This window comes from Collimonas pratensis (assembly GCF_001584185.1).
GTDB lineage: Bacteria > Pseudomonadota > Gammaproteobacteria > Burkholderiales > Burkholderiaceae_D > Collimonas > Collimonas pratensis.
Window position 1 is genome coordinate 1,711,098 of record NZ_CP013234.1, and the last position, 20,999, is coordinate 1,732,096.

The 20,999-nt window shown below is 58.5% G+C and carries 22 protein-coding genes; all 22 read left to right on the forward strand.

The genetic code is table 11. The annotated features are described in order from the left end of the window. Positions 1-50 precede the first annotated feature (50 nt). The 22 genes from plsX (at position 51) to nagZ (ending at position 20,994) form a co-directional block, all read left to right on the forward strand. Positions 51-1,163, forward strand: coding sequence for a phosphate acyltransferase PlsX (gene plsX / locus CPter91_RS07800; protein WP_061939053.1), 1,113 nt, complete (start codon positions 51-53; stop codon positions 1,161-1,163). Continuing rightward, the gene (locus CPter91_RS07805; protein ID WP_061939055.1) at positions 1,160-2,146 is read left to right on the forward strand and encodes a beta-ketoacyl-ACP synthase III; all 987 of its coding nucleotides are present in this window, start codon (positions 1,160-1,162) and stop codon (positions 2,144-2,146) included. The genes plsX and CPter91_RS07805 overlap by 4 nt, the downstream gene beginning before the upstream one ends. Before the next feature lie 177 nt (positions 2,147-2,323). Further along, on the forward strand, positions 2,324-3,256 hold the full coding sequence (fabD, locus tag CPter91_RS07810) for an ACP S-malonyltransferase (RefSeq protein ID WP_061939056.1): 933 nt from the start codon (positions 2,324-2,326) through the stop codon (positions 3,254-3,256). Next, the gene (fabG, locus tag CPter91_RS07815) at positions 3,253-4,023 is read left to right on the forward strand and encodes a 3-oxoacyl-ACP reductase FabG (RefSeq protein WP_082792675.1); all 771 of its coding nucleotides are present in this window, start codon (positions 3,253-3,255) and stop codon (positions 4,021-4,023) included. The genes fabD and fabG overlap by 4 nt, the downstream gene beginning before the upstream one ends. 190 nt (positions 4,024-4,213) lie before the next feature. Continuing rightward, on the forward strand, positions 4,214-4,456 hold the full coding sequence (gene acpP / locus CPter91_RS07820; protein WP_038487422.1) for an acyl carrier protein: 243 nt from the start codon (positions 4,214-4,216) through the stop codon (positions 4,454-4,456). 30 nt (positions 4,457-4,486) lie between these two features. Continuing rightward, positions 4,487-5,728: a beta-ketoacyl-ACP synthase II gene (fabF, locus tag CPter91_RS07825; protein WP_061939058.1), complete on the forward strand. Its 1,242-nt coding sequence runs from the start codon at positions 4,487-4,489 to the stop codon at positions 5,726-5,728. Between the two features lie 68 nt (positions 5,729-5,796). Beyond that, a complete protein-coding gene (locus tag CPter91_RS07830) occupies positions 5,797-6,306 on the forward strand; it encodes a protein YgfX (RefSeq protein ID WP_061939060.1) in 510 nt (169 codons plus the stop codon). Between the two features lie 81 nt (positions 6,307-6,387). Then, positions 6,388-6,990: an RNA polymerase sigma factor RpoE gene (gene rpoE / locus CPter91_RS07835; RefSeq protein WP_061939062.1), complete on the forward strand. Its 603-nt coding sequence runs from the start codon at positions 6,388-6,390 to the stop codon at positions 6,988-6,990. A 54-nt stretch (positions 6,991-7,044) separates the two neighbouring features. Further along, entirely contained in the window at positions 7,045-7,674 is a 630-nt protein-coding gene (locus CPter91_RS07840; protein WP_061939064.1) for a sigma-E factor negative regulatory protein, read from the forward strand. Next, positions 7,652-8,704 carry a MucB/RseB C-terminal domain-containing protein gene (locus CPter91_RS07845; protein ID WP_417924856.1) on the forward strand — a complete coding sequence of 351 codons (1,053 nt, stop codon included), beginning with the start codon at positions 7,652-7,654 and terminating at the stop codon, positions 8,702-8,704. The genes CPter91_RS07840 and CPter91_RS07845 overlap by 23 nt, the downstream gene beginning before the upstream one ends. Before the next feature lie 51 nt (positions 8,705-8,755). Continuing rightward, positions 8,756-10,204 carry a DegQ family serine endoprotease gene (locus CPter91_RS07850; RefSeq protein ID WP_231880077.1) on the forward strand — a complete coding sequence of 483 codons (1,449 nt, stop codon included), beginning with the start codon at positions 8,756-8,758 and terminating at the stop codon, positions 10,202-10,204. 108 nt (positions 10,205-10,312) lie between these two features. Further along, positions 10,313-10,567 carry a glutaredoxin family protein gene (locus CPter91_RS07855; RefSeq protein WP_335340125.1) on the forward strand — a complete coding sequence of 85 codons (255 nt, stop codon included), beginning with the start codon at positions 10,313-10,315 and terminating at the stop codon, positions 10,565-10,567. A 499-nt stretch (positions 10,568-11,066) separates the two neighbouring features. Next, on the forward strand, positions 11,067-12,860 hold the full coding sequence (lepA, locus tag CPter91_RS07860; RefSeq protein WP_061939070.1) for a translation elongation factor 4: 1,794 nt from the start codon (positions 11,067-11,069) through the stop codon (positions 12,858-12,860). After that, on the forward strand, positions 12,857-13,774 hold the full coding sequence (gene lepB, locus CPter91_RS07865) for a signal peptidase I (RefSeq protein WP_061939072.1): 918 nt from the start codon (positions 12,857-12,859) through the stop codon (positions 13,772-13,774). Before lepA ends, lepB begins: the two co-directional genes overlap by 4 nt. 27 nt (positions 13,775-13,801) lie before the next feature. Then, positions 13,802-14,167, forward strand: a complete 366-nt coding sequence (locus CPter91_RS07870) for a DUF4845 domain-containing protein (protein WP_061939074.1) — start codon at positions 13,802-13,804, stop codon at positions 14,165-14,167. A 142-nt stretch (positions 14,168-14,309) separates the two neighbouring features. Next, positions 14,310-15,359, forward strand: coding sequence for a ribonuclease III (gene rnc, locus CPter91_RS07875; protein WP_061939076.1), 1,050 nt, complete (start codon positions 14,310-14,312; stop codon positions 15,357-15,359). Next, positions 15,356-16,282 (forward strand): GTPase Era, encoded by a 927-nt coding sequence (era, locus tag CPter91_RS07880; protein WP_061939078.1) that lies wholly within the window; start codon positions 15,356-15,358, stop codon positions 16,280-16,282. The genes rnc and era overlap by 4 nt, the downstream gene beginning before the upstream one ends. A 34-nt stretch (positions 16,283-16,316) precedes the next feature. Then, complete coding sequence (recO, locus tag CPter91_RS07885) at positions 16,317-17,153, forward strand: DNA repair protein RecO (protein WP_061939080.1); 837 nt, start codon at positions 16,317-16,319, stop codon at positions 17,151-17,153. 49 nt (positions 17,154-17,202) lie between these two features. Beyond that, a complete protein-coding gene (locus CPter91_RS07890; RefSeq protein ID WP_061939082.1) occupies positions 17,203-18,393 on the forward strand; it encodes a benzoate/H(+) symporter BenE family transporter in 1,191 nt (396 codons plus the stop codon). A gap of 45 nt (positions 18,394-18,438) precedes the next feature. After that, positions 18,439-19,212, forward strand: a complete 774-nt coding sequence (gene pdxJ, locus CPter91_RS07895) for a pyridoxine 5'-phosphate synthase (protein WP_061939084.1) — start codon at positions 18,439-18,441, stop codon at positions 19,210-19,212. A gap of 334 nt (positions 19,213-19,546) precedes the next feature. After that, positions 19,547-19,939, forward strand: a complete 393-nt coding sequence (gene acpS, locus CPter91_RS07900; RefSeq protein ID WP_061939085.1) for a holo-ACP synthase — start codon at positions 19,547-19,549, stop codon at positions 19,937-19,939. Then, a complete protein-coding gene (gene nagZ / locus CPter91_RS07905; RefSeq protein WP_061939087.1) occupies positions 19,936-20,994 on the forward strand; it encodes a beta-N-acetylhexosaminidase in 1,059 nt (352 codons plus the stop codon). The genes acpS and nagZ overlap by 4 nt, the downstream gene beginning before the upstream one ends. Positions 20,995-20,999 lie beyond the last annotated feature (5 nt).

Consider the following 20,999-nt stretch of genomic DNA (forward strand, 5'->3'; position numbering starts at 1 on the left):
CTCAATCTGCCTCATAATGTCGGGGTTAGAGTAGGCACTGAATCAAAACAATGACAATTAAAATTTCTATTGACTGCATGGGTGGCGATCACGGCCCGTCGGTTACCGTACCTGCTGCAGTTTCGTTCGCCAATCGCCAGCCAGAAGCTGAATTGGTACTGGTTGGGCTTGAGGATGAAATCCGCGCCCAGCTGAAGAAACACAAGGCCGGCGCGCATCCGCGCTTGTCGGTAGTGCATGCCTCCGAAGTGGTGACGATGGATGACTCCATCGAAACTGCCTTGCGCCGGAAAAAAGACTCCTCGATGCGCGTCGCCCTGCAACTGGTCAAGGACCAGCAGGTGCAGGCCTGCGTCTCAGCCGGCAACACCGGCGCCCTGATGGCGGTTTCCCGCTATCTGCTAAAGACCTTGCACGGCGTTGACCGCCCGGCAATCTGCACGCTGCTCCCCAACCAGAAAGATGGCCCGACCTATATGCTCGATCTGGGCGCCAACGTCGATTGCGAACCGCAGCACTTGCACCAGTTCGCCTTGATGGGATCTGCCCTGGTGTCGGCCATGGAAGGCAAGCCACGGCCGACGGTCGGCCTGCTGAATGTCGGCGAGGAAGATATCAAGGGCAACGAAGTGGTCAAGCAGACCGCCGAACTGCTACGCGCGGATCATGAAAAAGGCATCCTGAATTTCTACGGCAATGTCGAGGGCAACGATATTTTCGAAGGCACTACCGATATCGTCGTCTGCGACGGCTTCGTCGGCAACGTCACGCTCAAGGCCTCGGAAGGCCTGGGGCGTTTCGTCAAGACCGTCCTCACCACCGAATTCAAGAGTGGCGTGCTCAACATGTTGGGCGCCGTGATTGCGCGCGGCGCCATCAAGGCCATCTCGCGCCGGCTCAATCCTTCGCGCTATAACGGCGCCAGCCTGCTTGGTTTGCGCGGGCTGGTTTTCAAGAGCCACGGCGGCGCCGACGCTTATGGCTACGAGTGGGCCATACAGCGTGCATTCGACGCAGCCAAATATGATGTATTGTCTCGTATTGCGACCACGATTGCGGAGCTGATGCCGCAAGCCGATGCTGCACCCAAGAGCGCCGATGCCGGCACGGGTGAGGCCGGTGAAATCGTCAATACTGAATCAACCCAACAAAAGACAGCATGACTACATATAGCAAAATTGTCGGTACCGGCAGCTATTTGCCACCGAAGCGGGTAAGCAACCAGGAACTCACGGCGCAGCTCGCCGAGAAGGGGATAGAGACATCCCACGAATGGATTTTTTCGCGCAGCGGCATCGCCGCGCGCCACTATGCTGAAGCCGATGTGCAGTCGAGCGACCTCGCGGTCGCCGCCGCCAAGCAGGCGCTGGAGATGGCGCGCATGCAGGCTGAGGACATCGACCTGATCATCGTCGCCACTTCGACCCCGGATCATTTCGGCGGCTTTCCCAGCACTGCTTGCGTGGTCCAGCAAAAGCTCGGCATCACCGGCGGTGGGGCGGCATTTGACGTGCAGGCGGTGTGCAGCGGTTTCGTTTATGCAGTGTCGATTGCGGACGCCTTCATCAAGTCCGGCGCGCACAAGAATGTGCTGGTGATCGGTACTGAAGTTTTTTCGCGCATCCTGAATTTTGAAGACCGCACCACTTGCGTGCTGTTCGGCGATGGCGCCGGCGCCGTGGTGATGACGGCTTCGGCCGAACCTGGCATCCTGGCCACCAAGCTGCATGCCGACGGCCGCTACAAGGATATCCTGTGCGTACCGGGTAAGGTCAGCTCCGGCGTGGTCGAGGGCAGCGCTTTCCTGTACATGGACGGCCAGGCGGTGTTCAAGCTGGCGGTGTCGGTGCTGGAAAAGGTCGCCAACGAAGCACTGCAGATCGCCGGCATGCAAGCCTCCGAGATCGACTGGCTGATTCCGCACCAGGCCAATATCCGCATCATGCAGAGCACCGCGCGCAAGCTGGGCCTGGATAACGAACGCATGGTGGTGACGGTAGACCAGCACGGCAATACCTCGGCCGCATCGATTCCGCTGGCGCTCGACAAGGCAGTGCGCGACGGTCGCGTCAAGCCTGGCCAGAACGTCATGATGGAAGGTGTCGGCGGCGGTTTTACCTGGGGCGCCATCTTGGCGCGCATGTAAGGAGACCTTTATAGACCTACTGCGCGACTTAATCTCTGCTCTGGGCTTGTACCTCCGTACAGCTGCGCTTCTCGAGCAGGCATTGAGCCAGGTCAGCGTAGCTGAGGCTGCGCTCTATAAAGGCCTCCTAAGCCGTCGTAAGCGCGATTTGATAAATTTGATATCCACAGGTAAGGCATGAATAAATTCGCATTCGTTTTCCCGGGCCAGGGTTCGCAGGCCGTCGGCATGTTGAACGGTTTTGCCGATAACCCGGTAGTGAAAGACACGGTGGCGGAAGCTTCCGAGGCGCTGCAGTTCGATCTCGGTAAGTTGATTGCCGAAGGGCCGAAGGAAGAGCTGGACCTGACTACCAACACCCAGCCGGTGATGCTGACAGCAGCGGTAGCTTGCTACCGCGCCTGGCTGGCGGCTGGCGGCAAGGCGCCGGCGCTGGTGGCCGGCCATAGCCTGGGCGAGTATTCCGCGCTGGTGGCGGCCGGCGTGATTGCGTTCAAGGATGCCGTGCCGCTGGTGCGTTTCCGTGCGCAAGCCATGCAGCAGGCGGTGCCGGTCGGGCAGGGCGGCATGGCCGTGATTTTGGGCCTGGCTGATGACGACGTGCGCGCGGTCTGCCTGGCTGCGGCGCAGGGCGAAGTGGTCGAGGCGGTGAACTTCAATGCGCCGGCGCAGGTAGTGATCGCCGGCCATAAAGGTGCAATCGAGCGCGCCTGCGTCATTGCGAAAGAAAAAGGTGCAAAACGCGCCTTGCCATTGCCGGTTTCGGCCCCATTTCATTCCTCGCTGTTGAAGCCGGCTTCGGACCGTTTGCGTGAATACATGCAAGACCTGGTCTTTGCGGCGCCGCAGATCGCCTTGATCAATAATGTCGATGTTGCCATCGTCAGCGATCCGCAAGCCATCAAGGATGCGCTGGTGCGCCAGGCCGCAAGCCCGGTGCGTTGGGTGGAAACGGTGCAGAAGATTGCTGCCGAAGGGGTCACGCATGTGATTGAATGCGGTCCGGGCAAGGTTCTTGCTGGCTTGACCAAGCGGATTAATGACAGCTTGATCGGCGATGTCATCGTCGACCAGGCGTCGCTGGATAAAATGTTGGAGACATTCAAGTGACTTTACCAAATACAGACATACAAGACCTGGCAGGCCAGGTCGCTCTGGTGACCGGCGCTTCGCGCGGCATCGGCCGCGCCATTGTACTCGCACTGCTCAAGCGCGGCGCCAAGGTGATCGGCACTGCGACTTCGGAGGCCGGCGCCGCCGCCATCACGGAATACATGCAGGCTGCCCATGCCGGCAACGGCCGCGGCATCATGCTCAACGTTAACGATGTTGCCGGCTGTGCCGCAGCGGTAGAGCTGACCCAAAAAGAATTCGGCGGCTTGTCGATTCTTGTCAATAATGCAGGTGTTACCCAGGATCAACTGGCGATGCGCATGAAAGACGAAGAATGGGACGCCGTGATCGCTACCAACCTGACCGCGGTCGGCCGTTTGTCGCGCGCCGTCTTGCGTGGCATGATAAAGGCCAAGCATGGCCGTATCATCAATATTACATCGGTAGTCGGTTCGGCCGGCAATCCAGGCCAGATGAACTATGCTGCAGCCAAGGCTGGCGTCGCCGGCATGAGCCGTGCGCTGGCGCGCGAGATCGGCAGCCGCAATATCACTGTGAATTGCGTCGCACCGGGCTTTATCGATACCGACATGACCAAGGAACTGGGCGAGCAGCAAACCGCTGCTCTGCTGCAGCAGATCCCGCTGGGGCGCCTGGGCGCCGCAGAGGACATCGCCGCGGCTGTGGCTTTCCTGGCATCGCCGCAAGCCGGCTACATCACGGGCACTACCCTGCACGTGAATGGCGGCATGTACATGAGCTAAATCTGGCTTTTGCCAAATGTCCTGAGTCATGCCGGAACCAGGCCTGATTCAGGGTTAGATGTAAGTAGTACCTATTTAGAAGCTTTTGACATGGTTTTGTTAAATATTAAAGACTAATGTCGAAAGTAAATTTTCAATGCGCAAACCTGCTAAAATGCGCGCACTTTCTGTAACCTAATGGAGGCATCACATGTCCGATATCGAACAACGCGTTAAAAAAATCGTCGCTGAGCAACTGGGCGTCGCAGAAGCTGACATCAAGATCGAGTCGTCGTTTGTCAACGATCTGGGTGCTGATTCGCTCGACACCGTTGAATTGGTGATGGCGCTGGAAGATGAGTTCGAAATGGAAATCCCTGACGAACAAGCTGAAAAGATCACTACAGTGCAACAGGCAATTGATTACGCTAAGGCCCACGTCAAGGCAGCCTAAGCACGCTTTGAATGTATCCAGGAGAACCGCTTGAGCCGCACACGTGAACGCCGCGTTGTGATAACCGGCCTGGGTTGCATTTCACCGGTCGGCAATACTATTGCCGATGCGTGGAGTGCGATTATCTCAGGCAAATCGGGTATCGCAACCATCACCAAGTTTGACGCCACTGCCTTTTCCACGCGCTTTGCGGGGGAAGTCAAAGGCTTCAATATCGAAGATTACATTCCGGCCAAAGAAGCCCGGCATATGGATACGTTTATCCACTATGGCATGGCGGCGGGAATGCAGGCGATGCAAGACAGTGGCCTGGAAGTAACTGAAACTAATGCTGAGCGGATAGGCGTCATCATCGGCTCCGGCATTGGTGGCTTGCCTTTGATCGAAGAAACACACGCCGAACTGACTAACCGCGGCCCGCGCCGCATCAGTCCGTTCTTCATCCCGGCATCGATCATCAACATGATTTCCGGCAACCTGTCGATCAAATACGGTCTGAAGGGACCGAATCTGGCGATAGTCACTGCCTGTACCACAGGCCTGCATTGCATTGGTGCAGCCGGCCGCATGATTCAGTACGGCGACGCCGACGTGATGATTGCCGGTGGTGCAGAATCCAGCGTATCGCCGCTGGGCGTTGGCGGCTTTGCCTCGGCGCGTGCCTTGTCGGCGCGTAACGACGATCCTGCCACTGCTTCGCGTCCCTGGGATAAGGACCGTGACGGTTTCGTATTGGGCGAGGGCGCCGGCGTGCTGGTGCTCGAAGAATACGAACACGCCAAGGCGCGCGGCGCCAAGATCTACGCGGAACTGCTCGGCTTCGGCATGAGCGGCGATGCCTATCACATGACGGCGCCAAGCCTGGACGGCCCACGTCGCTGTGTCGGCAATGCCTTGCGCGACGCCGGCGTCAATGCCGATCAGGTGCAGTACCTGAATGCGCACGGGACCTCGACGCCGCTGGGCGACAAGAATGAAACCGATGCCATCAAGGCGGCTTTCGGCGATCACGCCTACAAGCTGGTGGTGAACTCCACCAAGTCGATGACCGGGCATTTGCTGGGCGGCGCCGGCGGCCTGGAGTCGGTATTTACGGTACTGGCCCTGCATAACCAGATCTCACCGCCGACCACCAATATCTTCAATCAGGATCCTGAATGCGATCTTGATTACTGCGCCAACACAGCGCGGGACATGAAGATCGACATTGCTGTCAAAAACTCATTCGGCTTTGGCGGCACGAATGGCACCCTGGTTTTTGGCAAAATCTAAGCATTTGCAAAACGACGTTGAACCGGTCTCCATGGCGACCGGTTCAAATTTCGCCTTGAGCTAGCCTCATGTCGATCGCACTCTCCACGGTTGTCAAACCGTCCAGATTATTGCTGGCGCTGGTGGCGATGCAATGCACCCTGGCTGGCCTGGTCGGCGCTCTGGTCGCCGGCGGCGTTGTAGGCACTCTGCTATTGCCGGCACGTGTCGTTCTAGCCACACTATGCCTTGCGGCAGCTATTTACGGCATGCTGCGCTACTATCGAGAGCGCAGCACAATTCAAGTCGAGATCGGCGCCGACGGCCAGATCAGGCTGGCTGATATTGCTGCTCAAAATGGAAAACAAATCTTAAGACCGATGCTGGCGCCGGCGCAACTGCTTGAAAGCACCACCATCTGGTCAAATTTACTGTTGCTGCGCCTCCGATTGGCTAGCGGCTCGGTCCGAACAATCGCTATACTGCCTGATTGTGTTTCTAAGGATACTTTTAGAGTTTTGTCCGTGGCTTGCCGCTGGATTGCAGCACACCGCAGCAGCACGCACAAAACCGGGATCGCCGGCTTGGCTAATGAATAAGCTTTTCATTGAACTTATGCTATTGCTTACTATCTATGTCCGGTCCCGTATGCAAGTCGCAACAAAACAAGGGAATGGGGTTTGACGACAGAACGCGAAATTGATCAACTGCTTGTCGAGCGCGTACAGCGCGGCGATAAGAAGGCGTTCGAGCTGCTGGTTCTCAAATACCAGCGAAAGCTAATGCGTCTTGTTTCGCGTCTGGTACGCGATCAGGCAGAAGCCGAGGATGTTGTGCAGGAAGCCTTTATCAAGGCCTACCGGGCGCTGCCTCAGTTCCGGGGCGACTCGGCCTTTTACACCTGGCTGTATCGGATTGGCATTAATACTGCTAAGAATTATTTGGTGACCCAGGGACGCAGGGCGCCGACCTCGACTGAGGCAAATTCAGAAGAAGCAGAAACTTTTGACGACGGCGAGCAACTAAGGGATATAAACACTCCTGAATCTTTGCTGGCCACCAAGCAGATAGCACAAACCGTGAATACTGCAATGGAGGCTTTGCCGGCAGAGTTGCGTACGGCAATCACCTTGCGCGAGATCGAGGGTTTGAGTTATGACGAAATTGCTGAGGCAATGGGGTGTCCCATAGGTACAGTACGCAGTCGGATATTTAGGGCACGGGAAGCTATCGCAGATAAGTTGAGGCCATTGCTGGGTACGGCCATCGACAAACGTTGGTAAAAAAGATAGTGGTTTTTCGGGAACGAAGGGGTTGGCCAGGTTTTAAGGTGACTTATGAATACCAAAGATATGACCCAAGAGCAGATTTCTGCCTTGGCTGATGGGGAGTTATCCAGCGCCTATATTGACATGGCGCTGGCGGCCTTGCGTCAAGCGGAAAGCCGCGATACATGGGATGTCTATCACCAGATAGGCGATATCCTGCGTTCGGACGATATGGCGCTGAACATGAGCTCGGATTTTTCCGCGCGCATGGCGGCCCGGCTGGATGCCGAACCGACGATCATTGCTGCGCCGCTGGCCGTCACCGCGCAGCCATCCGAGCAGATTGCTGTCGGTGGCGGCCAGCCTGTACATATCAGCGTGGCGGGCGGCCGGCGCAGCATCAAGCGCTTTGCCCTGCCAGGCATGGCGGCGGCGGCAGTCGCGGCGGCGGCGTTCATCATTTCGCCGCAGCTGGCTGTTGTCAGCGCCCCTGCATCTGCACCCGCTGCGGTGGCAACCCCGCAACTGGCCTTGGCGTCCAATGCTGGCGACGTTCGTGTCATGACGCATGCCGGAGAAGTGTTGCGTGATTCGCGGATGGATGAATATCTGTCAGCGCATCAACGTTTCTCTCCTTCCCTTTACAGCGCTGCGCAGTATGCACGGCCAGCCAAATTTGCACCTGATGCTGATAACTAATATGCGGCAGGCGCGAGTTTTGCCGGGAGTATTGCTGGGAGTATTGCTGTCGATGATCGTGTTTTCCGCCCAGGCGCAAGGCACGGATGCCGGAAATGGCGCGGACAAGCAGGAAGCGCAAGCCTTGCTGAGGAAGATTCAGTCGGCGGCGCAAAAGCTGAACTATTCCGGCACCTTCATCTATCAGCAGGCGAACCAGATACGCACTTCACGTATTACGCATGTGCTCGAAGGCCGCAATGAAATAGAGAAACTGGAAATCCTCGACGGTCAGCCGCGCGAGTATATCCGGCGCAATGAAGATGTCACCGGCTACCTGCCGGAGACGAAAACCAAGATCGTCGAAAAGCGCGTCACCCAGGATGGTTTTCCTGCCATCCTGGGGGCGTTGCCTTCTGATTTGAACGAATACTACAATATCAAGATGGGCGAGACCGGGCGCGTCGCGGGTTTCGATTGCCAGGCGGTGCTGCTGGAGCCGAAAGACAATATGCGCTACGGCTACAAGCTGTGGGCGGAGAAGAACTCCTCTCTGCTGCTGCGCGTGCAGACCCTGAATGGCAAGAATGAAATCATCGAACAGATTTCATTCACCCAGATTGGCATAGGCAACGTCGATCGCCGTAGCCTGCGGCCGAGTTTTGGCAACACCAATACCTGGCATACGGAAAGCAATGTCATCAATCCGGCCACGCTGAACGAGTGGAACGTCAGTGGCATGCCGCCCGGTTTCAAGAAGGTGCGCGAGCTGAAGCGCCTGGTGATTGAAGGCCCGCCGGCCAAGAGCGGCGCCAGCGTGCCGCCGGCAGCGCGGCGCGAAGTATCGCAATTGATTTTTTCGGACGGACTGGTGGCGATTTCGATATTCATCGAACCGGGCAGCCAAAGCCGTACCGAGGGCTCCTTGCAACAGGGCGCGCTGAGCATCGTCGGCAAGCGGCAAGGGGATTACTGGTTGACGATTGTTGGTGACGTGCCGCCAGCAGCGATGAAGCAGGTGGCGAATTCGATTGAACTCAAAAACAAATAAAACTTTATGACTATGAAAATGCTTGGGCCGGTTCGTGGTGTTTTATCTGCAATGGCAGTCAGTGCGACTGCCGCTTTTTTTGTTCCAGCCATGGTCGGCATCGCCCCCCAGGCAATTGCTGCCCCAGTCTCCGGCCTGCCGGACTTTACCGACATCGTTGAAAAGACCGGCCCGGCAGTAGTCAATATCCGCACTACCGAAAAAATCAAGGCCGGCCAGGGTGATTCGGGCGACCCGAGCGACGACGAGATGCAAGAGTTCTTCCGTCGCTTCTTTGGCGTCCCCGTGCCCAACATGCCGCGTCCGCAGGTTCCTGGCCAGCGTGGCCGCAAGGTTGATCCGAAGGCGCAGGAAGAAGTGCCGCGCGGCGTCGGTTCCGGTTTCGTGATCTCAGCCGACGGCTATGTGATGACGAATGCCCACGTGATCGACGGCGCCAGCGAAGTGTATGTCACGCTGACCGACAAGCGTGAGTTCAAGGCCAAGGTCATCGGCGCGGATACCCGCAGCGACGTCGCCTTGCTGAAAATTGATGGCGCCAATCTGCCGCGCCTGACCATGGGCGATTCCGACAAGATCAAGGCCGGCGAATGGGTGCTGGCGATCGGTTCGCCATTCGGCCTGGAAAACACCGTGACCGCCGGCATCATTTCCGCCAAGGCGCGCGATACCGGCGACTACCTGCCGCTGATCCAGACCGACGTGGCCGTCAATCCCGGTAATTCCGGCGGTCCGCTGATCAATATGCGCGGCGAAGTGGTCGGCATCAATTCGCAGATCTATAGCCGTTCCGGCGGCTTCATGGGGATTTCGTTTGCCGTGCCTATCGATGAAGCGATGCGCGTCTCCGATCAGCTGAAAGCCTCGGGCAAGGTGACCCGCGGCCGCATCGGCGTGCAGATCGGCGAAGTCACCAAGGATGTGGCTGAATCGCTGGGTCTGCCCAAGGCGGAAGGCGCGCTGGTGGCGCGTGTGGAAGCGGATGGTCCGGCCGCCAAAGCTGGCTTGCAGGCGGGCGACATCATCTTGAAATTCAATGGCACGGCGATCGAAAAAGCCAATGACCTGCCGCGCCTGGTCGGCAATACCAAGCCCGGTGCGCGCGGCACCATCAGCGTCTGGCGCAAGGGCGCCAGTCGCGACTTCCCGATCGTGATCACGGAACTGGCCGCCGACAAGGTTGCCACGGACGATGACGCCAAACCGAAGAAAGAGCAGCAGACTGCCAATGCGCTCGGCCTGATCGTCAGCGATCTGAGCGAGGCCAAGAAGAAAGAGCTGGGCGTCGATGGCGGTGTTCTGGTTGAATCGGCGGAAGGCAGCGCGGCCAAGGTCGGCTTGCGTGCCGGCGATGTAGTGCAGCGCCTGAACAACACCGATATCAAGGACGCCAAGCAGTTCAACGCCCTGGTCGCCAAGCTGGAACCGAAGAAAATGGCGGTGCTGCTGGTGCGCCGCGGCGAGTCGTCGCAATTCGTGCCGCTGCGTCCGAATAACTGAGGTAGCGAGTATTGCTTGCCTGAAGCTGCAGACCATGCCGGTCTGCAGCTTTTTGTTTTCCCGGTCTGGCATTTTTCATAGTGTGGACGCATGTCAAAAAAACATTTCATGTTGTATAGCCGTTCTTACTGCCACCTGTGTGAGGACATGCTGCAAGCGCTGCTGGCTTTGCGGCCTGCACACGAGGATGAAGCCGGCTGGTTTAGCGTCGAGGTGATCGATGTCGATGCCGATCCCGGGCTGGTGACGCGATATGATGAGCTGGTGCCGGTCCTGGTGGGCAGCAAAGATGGCGCGGAGGCGCTGCAGCTTTGCCACTATTTCCTGGACGTTGAGGCGGTAAACCGCTTTTTGAGCGCATAGGCTGGGTATCACTGCTCAAAATTCTCGTTGCCTTATTGCTAATGAGTGAACGGTAGCCAGTCCTGCTTGCCTGAATTGCAGCAAATCTCCTTTGATTGTCTATACTCCGGCATCAATTTTCAAAAACAGCCCGGCATCACGCTGTTTTTAAGGTGTTTTTAAGATACTTGTAGGAGTATGTTGATATTCTGCTTTCCTTGTTATACTGGAAGGCAATACTCTCAGGCCGCTGATTTGTCGGTTTTCCCCTCTGAAATCCGGTAAAATGGCGGCACTGAATAACCTGTCATAAAAGGCGCTCGCCTGGGACACAAGTGCAGTGTTTCGTACTTGCCGGCACAGCTCGTCTTTTTGCCCCAACCGCCGTTGCGCATTCTCGCGATAGTTTACTGTCGCTCCGATGCGTGCCTGCCGTGAGCAAAAATTCCTTTGTGCCGCCAAACACAAGACACCGCACTGAGCCCGGCTCAGAGCGCTTTTTTTGTAATCGCGTCTGTCAATGAACAACATCCGTAATTTCTCCATCATCGCCCACATCGACCACGGTAAATCTACCCTGGCGGACCGTATCATCCAGTCTTGCGGCGGCTTGTCCGACCGCGAGATGGAGGCCCAGGTACTGGACTCCATGGATATCGAGCGCGAGCGCGGCATCACCATCAAGGCCCAGACCGCGGCCCTGACTTACAAGGCGATGGATGGCCAGATCTACAACCTGAACCTGATCGACACCCCGGGCCACGTCGACTTCAGCTACGAAGTCAGCCGTTCGCTGTCGGCCTGCGAAGGCGCGCTGCTGGTGGTCGATGCCTCGCAAGGGGTGGAAGCGCAAACCGTGGCCAACTGCTACACCGCGCTCGATCTGGGCGTGGAAGTGGTGCCGGTGCTGAACAAGATCGACTTGCCATCCGCCGACCCGGACAATGCCATCGCCGAAATCGAAGACGTGATCGGCATCGACGCCCACGACGCCGTGCACTGCTCGGCCAAGACCGGCCTCGGTGTGCGCGAAGTGCTGGAGTCGCTGATCGTCAAGGTGCCGCCGCCGAAGGGCGATCCGGATGCACCTTTGCAAGCGCTGATCGTCGACTCCTGGTTCGACAACTATGTCGGCGTCGTCATGCTGGTGCGTATCAAGAACGGTACGCTGCGGCCGAAGGACAAGATCCTGCTGATGGCCACCGGCTCCCAGCATCTGACCGAAAGCGTCGGCGTGTTCACACCGAAATCGCAGTCGCGCGAATCGCTGTCCGCCGGCCAGGTGGGTTTCATCATCGCCGGCATCAAGGAACTGAAGGCGGCCAAGGTAGGCGATACAGTCACGCTGGCGTCCAAGCCCGCGGCTGAAGCGCTGCCTGGCTTCAAGGAAGTGCAGCCGCAAGTGTTCGCCGGCCTGTTCCCGGTCGAAGCCAACCAGTACGATGCGCTGCGCGACTCGCTGGAAAAACTCAAACTGAACGACGCCGCCCTGCAATACGAACCTGAAGTTTCGCAGGCGCTGGGCTTCGGCTTCCGCTGCGGCTTCCTCGGCTTGCTGCACATGGAAATCGTCCAGGAACGTCTCGAGCGCGAGTTCGACATGGACCTGATCACCACCGCGCCGACCGTGATCTACGAAGTCGTCAAGCGCGACGGCACCATCATGCTGGTCGACAATCCGTCGAAGATGCCGGATCCGTCGAATATCGAAGAAGTGCGCGAGCCTATCGTCACGGTCAACCTGTACATGCCGCAAGAATATGTCGGCTCAGTCATTACGCTGTGTACCCAGAAGCGCGGGCAGCAGATCGACATGAGCTACCACGGCAAGCAGGTCAAGCTGACCTATGAAATCCCGATGGCCGAAGTGGTGCTGGATTTCTTCGACCGCCTGAAATCGACCTCGCGCGGTTATGCCTCGATGGACTACGAGTTCAAGGAATACCGCTCGGCCGACGTGGTCAAGGTCGACATGCTGATCAATAGCGAAAAAGTCGACGCCCTGGCGATCATCGTCCACCGCGCCAACAGCCAGTACCGCGGCCGTGCCGTGGCCGCCAAGATGCGCGAACTGATTCCGCGCCAGATGTTCGACGTCGCGATCCAGGCCGCCATTGGCGCCAACATCATTTCGCGCGAGAACGTCAAGGCGCTGCGCAAGAACGTGCTGGCCAAGTGCTACGGTGGCGACATCAGCCGCAAGCGCAAACTGCTGGAGAAGCAGAAGGCCGGTAAAAAACGCATGAAGCAGGTGGGTTCCGTCGAGATCCCGCAAGAAGCATTCCTGGCAATCTTACAAGTGGATGAAAAATGACATTGCAATCGATCTTAGGAAATTTCGCATTAATCTTGTTTGTCCTGACCGTCGTCACCGGCGTTATCTGGTTTTATGACCGCTTCGTCCTGAGCGGGCAGCGGCGTGCCAAGGCTGACGCCGCGCTGGCCGAATTCGATGCGCGCAATGCCAAGCTGAGCGCCGACGGCATCAAGCTGGAAAACAGCGGCCGCGCCGCGCTGGAAGCAGACCTGCTGCGCCAGCCGACCTGGGTCGAATATTCGGGCAGCTTCTTCCCGGTGATCGCCATGGTGTTCTTCCTGCGTTCGTTCCTGTATGAGCCGTTCAAGATTCCATCCAGTTCGATGGTGCCGACCTTGCTGGTGGGCGATCTGATCCTGGTGAACAAATTCACTTACGGCATCCGTCTGCCGATCCTCAATAAAAAAGTGATCGAGATGAATCATCCGCAGCGCGGCGATGTGATGGTGTTCAAATATCCGAAGGATATGTCGCTCGACTACATCAAACGCGTGGTTGGGGTGCCCGGTGATAAAATAACTTACCAAAACAAGCGCTTAACAATTAATGGTCAAGCTCTTTCTTATACGCCGTTGCCTGATTACCTGAATGAAGACAGCCTGGATTACTCCCAGCAGTACACGGAGAACCTGTCAAACGTACAACATACGATCGCGGTGCGCAGCAACCGGCCGCCGATTTCGCTGGAAAGCGTGATGGATTTTCCTAACAAGGATGCCTGTTCCTATAACCCGGAAGGCTTTACCTGTACTGTTCCTGCTGGAAATTATTTCATGATGGGGGATAATCGGGATAATAGCGAAGACAGCCGTTACTGGGGATTCGTGCCGGATGAAAATATTGTCGGAAAGGCATTCCTGGTCTGGATGAACCTGGGTAATTTCAAGCGTATTTTTACTTTCTTTAAATAAATCAAATAATCGAAAGCGGAGTCAGGGATGACAAGAATGTCTGGAGCACCACGCAAGCAGCAAGGCATCACATTATTTGGCTTGATCGTTGTTTTGGCAGTACTCGGGTGTATCGGCGTGCTGGTAGCCAAGGTGACGCCGACCACGATCGAATATTTTTCTATCAAGAAGGCAATTGTCAGCGCCAAGACGGCCGGCACCACGGTGCAGGAAATCCAGAACGCGTTTAACAAGCAGGCGGAAGTGGGCTATATCGATGCGATCTCAGGCAAGGACCTGGACATCAGCAAGAACGGCGACGATATCCAGATCAGCTTCGCGTACCAGAAAAAGATTCCGCTGGTCGGGCCGGTCAGCTTGCTGATCGACTATGCCGGCAGCACGGCAAAATAGTAAAACGGCAATATGATTGAATAACGGCGTCAAATAACGGCGTCGAGTAACAGCGCAGGACAGTAGCGTCGAACAGCAGCGTCGAATAACCGCATCAGACAACAACGGCAGCAGACGGCGACCTTTTGGGTCGACGAAAAAAATGGACCTCATGTTATTGCAAAATCGGCTAGGCCACACTTTTAAGGATGCTACGCTACTGCAGCAGGCCTTGACGCATCGCAGCCATAGCACCTTGCATAACGAGCGTTTGGAGTTTCTCGGCGATTCGATCCTCAACTGCGTGGTCGCGTCCCTGCTGTTTGACCGTTACACCAAGATAGACGAAGGCGACTTGTCGCGGGTGCGGGCCAATCTGGTCAAGCAGCAATCGCTGTATGAAATCGCACAAAGGCTGGAGTTGTCGCAATTCCTGCGGCTGGGCGAAGGCGAGCTGAAATCGGGCGGCTTCCGCCGTCCCTCGATCCTGGCCGATACGCTGGAAGCCTTGTTCGGCGCAATTTTCCTGGATGCCGGCTTCGACGCCGCACGGGATGTGATCCGCGCCCTGTACATCCCGATTCTGGATACGGTCGATCCCAAGACTCTGGGCAAGGATGCCAAGACCTTGCTGCAGGAATACCTGCAAGGGAAAAAGATCGCTTTGCCGCAATACAATGTGGTGGCTACGCATGGCGCCGCGCACAACCAGGAATTTGAAATCGAATGCCTGGTGCCGAAGCTGGATATCCAGGTGTTCGGCAGCGGCGGCAGTCGTCGCGCCGGCGAACAGGCCGCAGCAAAGCTAGCGCTGGAGGCCGTGCAAAAAGCCTTTGTCAAAGCTCCCTCGGCCGCAAAAAAAGCCAAGCCGCGCACTGCGCAACTGAAACTGAGCGGCATTGCCACGATCCAGCCGGATGCACCGGAGGCGGCGAGCGCTGCCGTAGCGCTGCCGGCAGAAACCGCCGGCGCCGCTGCCAAGAGCGGCGGCGCGGTCAAGGAAAAAACGCAGGCGGAAGCGCCGCTGAAGGTGGCTGCCAAGGCCGCCAATGGCAGTGCCGAAGGCGTTGCCCCAGCCGCCGCGACCAAGAGCGGCACGGCGGCAGCCCATGCCGCCACCGAATCCGTCGTTGCAGCAGGCAACCCTGCCGCGGCGACTGTACCCACCCCTAATGCAGCACCCCATACTACGAGTAAATCGAAAACCGCATGACAGACTCTACACCCCAGGCACCAAGCGCAGCATCGCCGGCAGCTGATTTTCGTTGCGGCTATATCGCGATTGTCGGTCGCCCCAATGTAGGCAAGTCGACCCTGATGAATGAACTGATCGGGGCCAAGGTCAGCATTACCTCGCGCAAGGCGCAAACCACGCGGCACCGGATTACCGGCATCCAGACCGTCGCCGATACCCAGTTCGTCTACGTCGATACGCCCGGTTTCCAGACCCGCCACTCGAATGCGCTGAACAAGACGCTGAACCGCACCGTGACCACCACGCTGACGGCGGCCGACGTCATCCTCTACATCATCGAAGCCGGCACTTTCGGTCCGGCCGACCAGCAAGTGATGGCGCTGCTGCCGGCCAACGTGCCTTGCATCCTGGTCATCAACAAGTCGGACCGCGTCAAGGACAAGGCCGTGCTGCTGCCGTTCGCACAGAAGATCGCCGCCATGCGCGACTTTGCCGCGGTGGTGCCGGTATCGGCCAAGCTGCGCTTCCAGCTGGATAACCTGCAAGGCGAGATCCGCAAACACCTGCCGGCCAATCCGCCGATGTTCGGCGAGGACGACATTACCGACCGCAGCGAAAAATTCCTCGCCGCCGAAATCGTCCGTGAAAAAGTCTTCCGTTTTGTCGGCGATGAACTGCCGTACACCAGCACCGTGCTGATCGAGAAATTCGAGCTGGAAGGCAACCTGCGCCGCGTGTTTGCGGCGATCCTGGTGGAGCGCGATACCCACAAATCGATGGTGATCGGCCAGAAGGGCGCGCGCCTCAAGGATATCTCCACCCAGGCGCGGCTCGACATGGAGCGCCTGTTCGGCGGTCCGGTCTACCTGGAAATCTGGGTCAAGGTGAAATCCGGCTGGGCCGACAACGAGGCCGGACTGCGCGCTTACGGCTACGAATAAGCCACCCCAACCACTCCCCAGCCACCTGCCGGACATGAACGCGATCATCGCTGAAGCCGATGCCGAGCAAGCACTGCCGGAGGATGGCGCGGTGCTGATCAGCGTTGCTCCCGGTCCGGCTGCGGCCGCGCCCAGGCGGCGCGCCAAGACCCCGGAACGCGATACCCGCGTCACAGCCCAACCGGGCTTCGTGCTGCACAGCTATCCGCACCGCGAAACCAGTCTGATCATCGATGTCTTCACGCGCGACTATGGCCGCATTGCCTTGGTCGCCAAAGGCGCCAAGCGTCCTCTCTCTAAATTGCGCGGCGTCCTGCAAACCTTCCAGCCGCTGTCGCTGAGCTGGAGCGGCAAATCCGAAATCCGCACTTTGATCGCCGCCGAATGGGTAGGCGGCCTGCTGCCGCTGGAAAAGTCGGCGCTGCTGTGCGGCTTCTATCTCAATGAATTGCTGGTCAAGCTGGTGGCCCGCGACGATCCGCATGCTGTCTTATTCAATCATTACGTCACCACCCTGAATCAGCTGGCCCATCTGGAACCGGCCCCGATCGTCCTGCGCCAGTTTGAAAGAGCGCTGCTCAAGCAGACCGGGGTGGCCGGCGATTTCACTCGCTGTACCAGTAGTCGCCAGCCGGTCGATCCGGTCGAAAGCTACGTGGTCGACCCCGAGCGCGGCCCGCGGCTGGCGCGCGCGGCCGATGCCTGGCCGCGCGTCAGCGGCAAGACCTTGCTCGACATGGAGCGCGAGGATTACAGCGATCCTGTCACCCAGACGCAAAGCAAAGTGCTGATGCGCTTCCTGCTGGCGCATCATCTGGGCGGCGCACCCTTAAATACCCGCCAGATCCTGATCGACCTGATGCAGTTATAGAACAGCGCAAGCAGCCGCCTGAAAAGCAGATAGCCATAGTAGATAGCCGATGAAAAATTTCCCCTGGTCTAGCGTCGCCGCCGGTTTTGTCACGGTGCTGGTAGGTTTCACGAGTTCCGCTGTAATCGTCCTGCAGGCAGCTGCTGCCGCCGGCGCCACGCCACAGCAGATCAGTTCCTGGATGCTGGCGCTGGGCCTCGGCATGGGGCTGACCTGCATCGGCTTGTCGCTGCGCTACAAGGCGCCGGTGGTCACCGCCTGGTCGACGCCAGGTGCGGCCTTGCTGGTCACCAGCCTGTCCGGCATTCCGATGGCGGAAGCGATCGGCGCCTTCATGTTCGCCGCCGCCCTGGTCACCTTGTGCGGTGTCACCGGCTGGTTCGAGCGCGCCATGGGCAAGATCCCGCTATCGATTGCCGCCGCCATGCTGGCAGGCATCCTGGCACATTTCGGCATGAACGTATTCGTCGCCATGAAGCCGCAATTCCTCATGGTGTTCGCCATGTTCATGGTCTATCTGCTGTGCAAGCGCTGGCTGCCGCGTTACGCCATCATCATCGTGCTGCTGATCGGCGTGGCGCTGGCGGCCAGCCGCGGCCTGCTGCATTTCGAGCATTTCCATTTCGCCTGGGCAGCGCCGGTATTTACCATGCCGAGCTTTTCCTGGTCGACCATCATCGGCGTCGGCATTCCCTTGTTCGTGGTCACCATGGCTTCGCAGAATGCGCCCGGCGTGGCGGTGATACGGGCCTCCGGCTACCGCACGCCGATTTCTCCGCTGCTGACCTGGACCGGGTTGACCACGCTGGTGCTGGCGCCGTTCGGCTGCTTCTCGCTCAACCTGGCGGCGATCACCGCCGCCATCTGCATGGGCAAGGAAGCGCACGAGGATCCTGCCAAGCGCTATTGGGCGGCAGTGGCGGCCGGCGGTTTTTATCTGCTGGTGGGCGTGTTCGGCGCCACCGTCGGCGCGCTGTTTGCCGCCTTCCCGCAAGAACTGGTGCTGGCGATTGCCGGCCTGGCGCTGTTCGGCACCATCGCCAACAGCCTGACCATGGCAATGGCCAACGACAGCCAGCGTGAAGCGGCGCTGATCACTTTCCTGGTGACCGCCTCCGGCGTCACCCTGTTCGGCGTCGGCGCCGCGTTCTGGGGACTGGTGGCGGGCGCCATGGCATTCTTTGTCTTGAACTGGAAACGCCCCGTAACGCCTGAGGCATTGCCAGCACGGCAGAATTAATGCAATCTTGATACTCGATCAACCCATCTAACCACTAAGCCTGCGATGAGCTATCTCAATCCCACATCGTCGATCATCGACCTTGGCATCAATATCGATCACGTCGCCACGCTGCGCAATGCGCGCGGCACCACCTACCCGGATCCATTGCGGGCAGCGCTGCTGGCGGAAGAGGCGGGCGCCGACGCCATCACTTTGCACCTGCGCGAAGACCGCCGTCACATCCGCGACGCCGATGTCGAATTGATTCGTCCGCAGCTGCGCACGCGGATGAACCTGGAAGCTGCCGTGACCCAGGAAATGATTGATTTTTCCTGCAAAATCAAACCGCAGGATTCCTGCCTGGTGCCGGAAAGCCGGCACGAGCTGACCACTGAAGGCGGGCTCGACGTGGTCAAGCATTTCACTCTGGTGCAGGCTGCGGTGCGCCAACTGCAGGGCGAGGGTATACGCGTCAGCCTGTTCATCGATCCCGAAGCCGACCAGATCCAGGCCGCCGCCGAAGTCGGCGCGCCGGTGATTGAATTGCACACCGGCCGCTATGCCGAAGCCCACGATGAAGCCGAGCAGCGCGCCGAACTGGAGCGGGTGCAGCGCGCAGTGCAAGAGGGCATGCGGCGCGGTCTCAAGGTGAATGCAGGCCATGGCCTGCATTACACCAATGTGCAGGCCATCGCAGCGATTCCGGATATAGCCGAACTGAACATCGGCCATGCGATTGTTGCGCATGCGGTGTTTGTCGGCTGGCAGGCTGCGGTCAGCGAAATGAAGGCGCTGATGGTGAAAGCGCGTTTAGCGCATTCGCCAAAACCGAATTGAACCTGGTGCTAAGCTGACAGAGTCATCTGGGGGCGGGAGTCATCTGGGGTCAGAGTCGACTTTCGCAGCGTTTTATTGCGAAACTCGACTCTGACCCCACATGACGGATTCGGAGAAAGAAAGAACGCGCTGCGTGTTTTTTCCCCAGCGATGCGGCATGTACTCCGTAGCCCGCTAAGTGGGGTCAGAGTGAAGTTTCTGCAAAAGGCGCGCAGAAAGTTCACTCTGACCCCAGTTAGCTCAGTTAGCTCAGTTAGCTGTGTGGCGTAAGCGCGAAGAAAAACCGGGTTGTGGTTTTGTCGTGCTTTATGAAATTTCAACAGGAAAAATCAGCATGATTTACGGCATCGGCACCGACATCATCCAGATCCCCCGCATCGCGGCGGCGCTGCAGCGCAACGGCGACCGCTTCGCGCAAAAGATCCTTGGCCCGCAGGAAATGGAAAAATACCTGCAGCGCAAAGCCAAGGTGGAAGCGCGTGGGATTCGTTTCCTGGCGACCCGCTTTGCCGCCAAAGAAGCGTTTTCCAAAGCGCTCGGACTGGGCATGAAGATGCCGATGACCTGGCGCGCCATGCAGACCTTGAACGCGCCCAGCGGCAAGCCGATCGTGGTGGTCAATCCGGCGCTGGAAGAATACATGCAACAGAAGGGCCTGACTGCGCAGGTATCGATTACCGATGAAGTCGAATACGCAGTCGCCTTCGTCATTGTGGAGCAAAAATGAGTGGTGGCAATTCCGTAGTAAAACAGCCGCTGGGTCCAGTTATGCTGGACGTCGTCGGCACCAGCTTGAGTGCGGACGATCTCCGCCGCATCCAGCACCCGCTGGCCGGCGGCGTGATTCTGTTTACCCGCAATTACCAGGATCGTGCCCAGCTATGCGCGCTGACTGCAGCGATCCATGCGGCGCGCCCAGGCATCCTGATTGCGGTCGATCACGAAGGCGGCCGCGTCCAGCGTTTCCGCACCGATGGTTTCACTCGCTTGCCGGCGATGCGCCTGCTCGGGCAGTTGTGGGATAAAGACGTGCTGGCGGCCACCAAGGCGGCTACCGCGGTCGGCTTCGTGCTGGCCAGCGAGCTGCGCGCCTGCGGCGTCGACCTGTCGTTTACGCCGGTGCTGGATCTCGATTACGGCGATTCCACCGTCATCGGCGAACGCGCTTTCCATCGCGATGCGCGCGTGGTGACACTGTTGGCGAAGAGCCTGAATCACGGCCTGGCGCTGGCCGGCATGGCGAATTGCGGTAAGCATTTCCCCGGTCATGGCTTCGTCGAAGGCGATTCACATTTGTCGCTGCCGATCGATGAGCGCAGCCTGGAACAGATCATGGAGGAAGACGTCAAGCCTTACGACTGGCTCGGCATGAGCCTGGCGGCAGTGATGCCGGCGCATGTGATCTATTCTAAAGTGGACCAGCACTCGGCTGGATTTTCCAGAAAATGGCTGGACATCCTGCGCCACGATATCGGTTTCGGCGGCGTGATTTTCAGCGACGATCTCAGCATGCAGGCCGCCAGTTCCGCCGGCGGTGTGCTGGATGGCGCTAAGGCGGCATTGCAGGCTGGCTGCGATGTGGTCCTGATCTGCAATTCGCCGGACAAGGCCGACCAGCTGCTGAGCGGGCTCGACAGCGTCATGGACGACGAGCGTGCCGCCGCTTCGCGCACCCGCCTGATGGCATTGCTGCCGCAAAGCGCGGCGCTCGGCTGGGATGCGTTGCAGGCCGACGCCCGCTACCAGGCCGCAAGGTCGCTGACGCAGTCGTTGCTGACCTGAGTGAG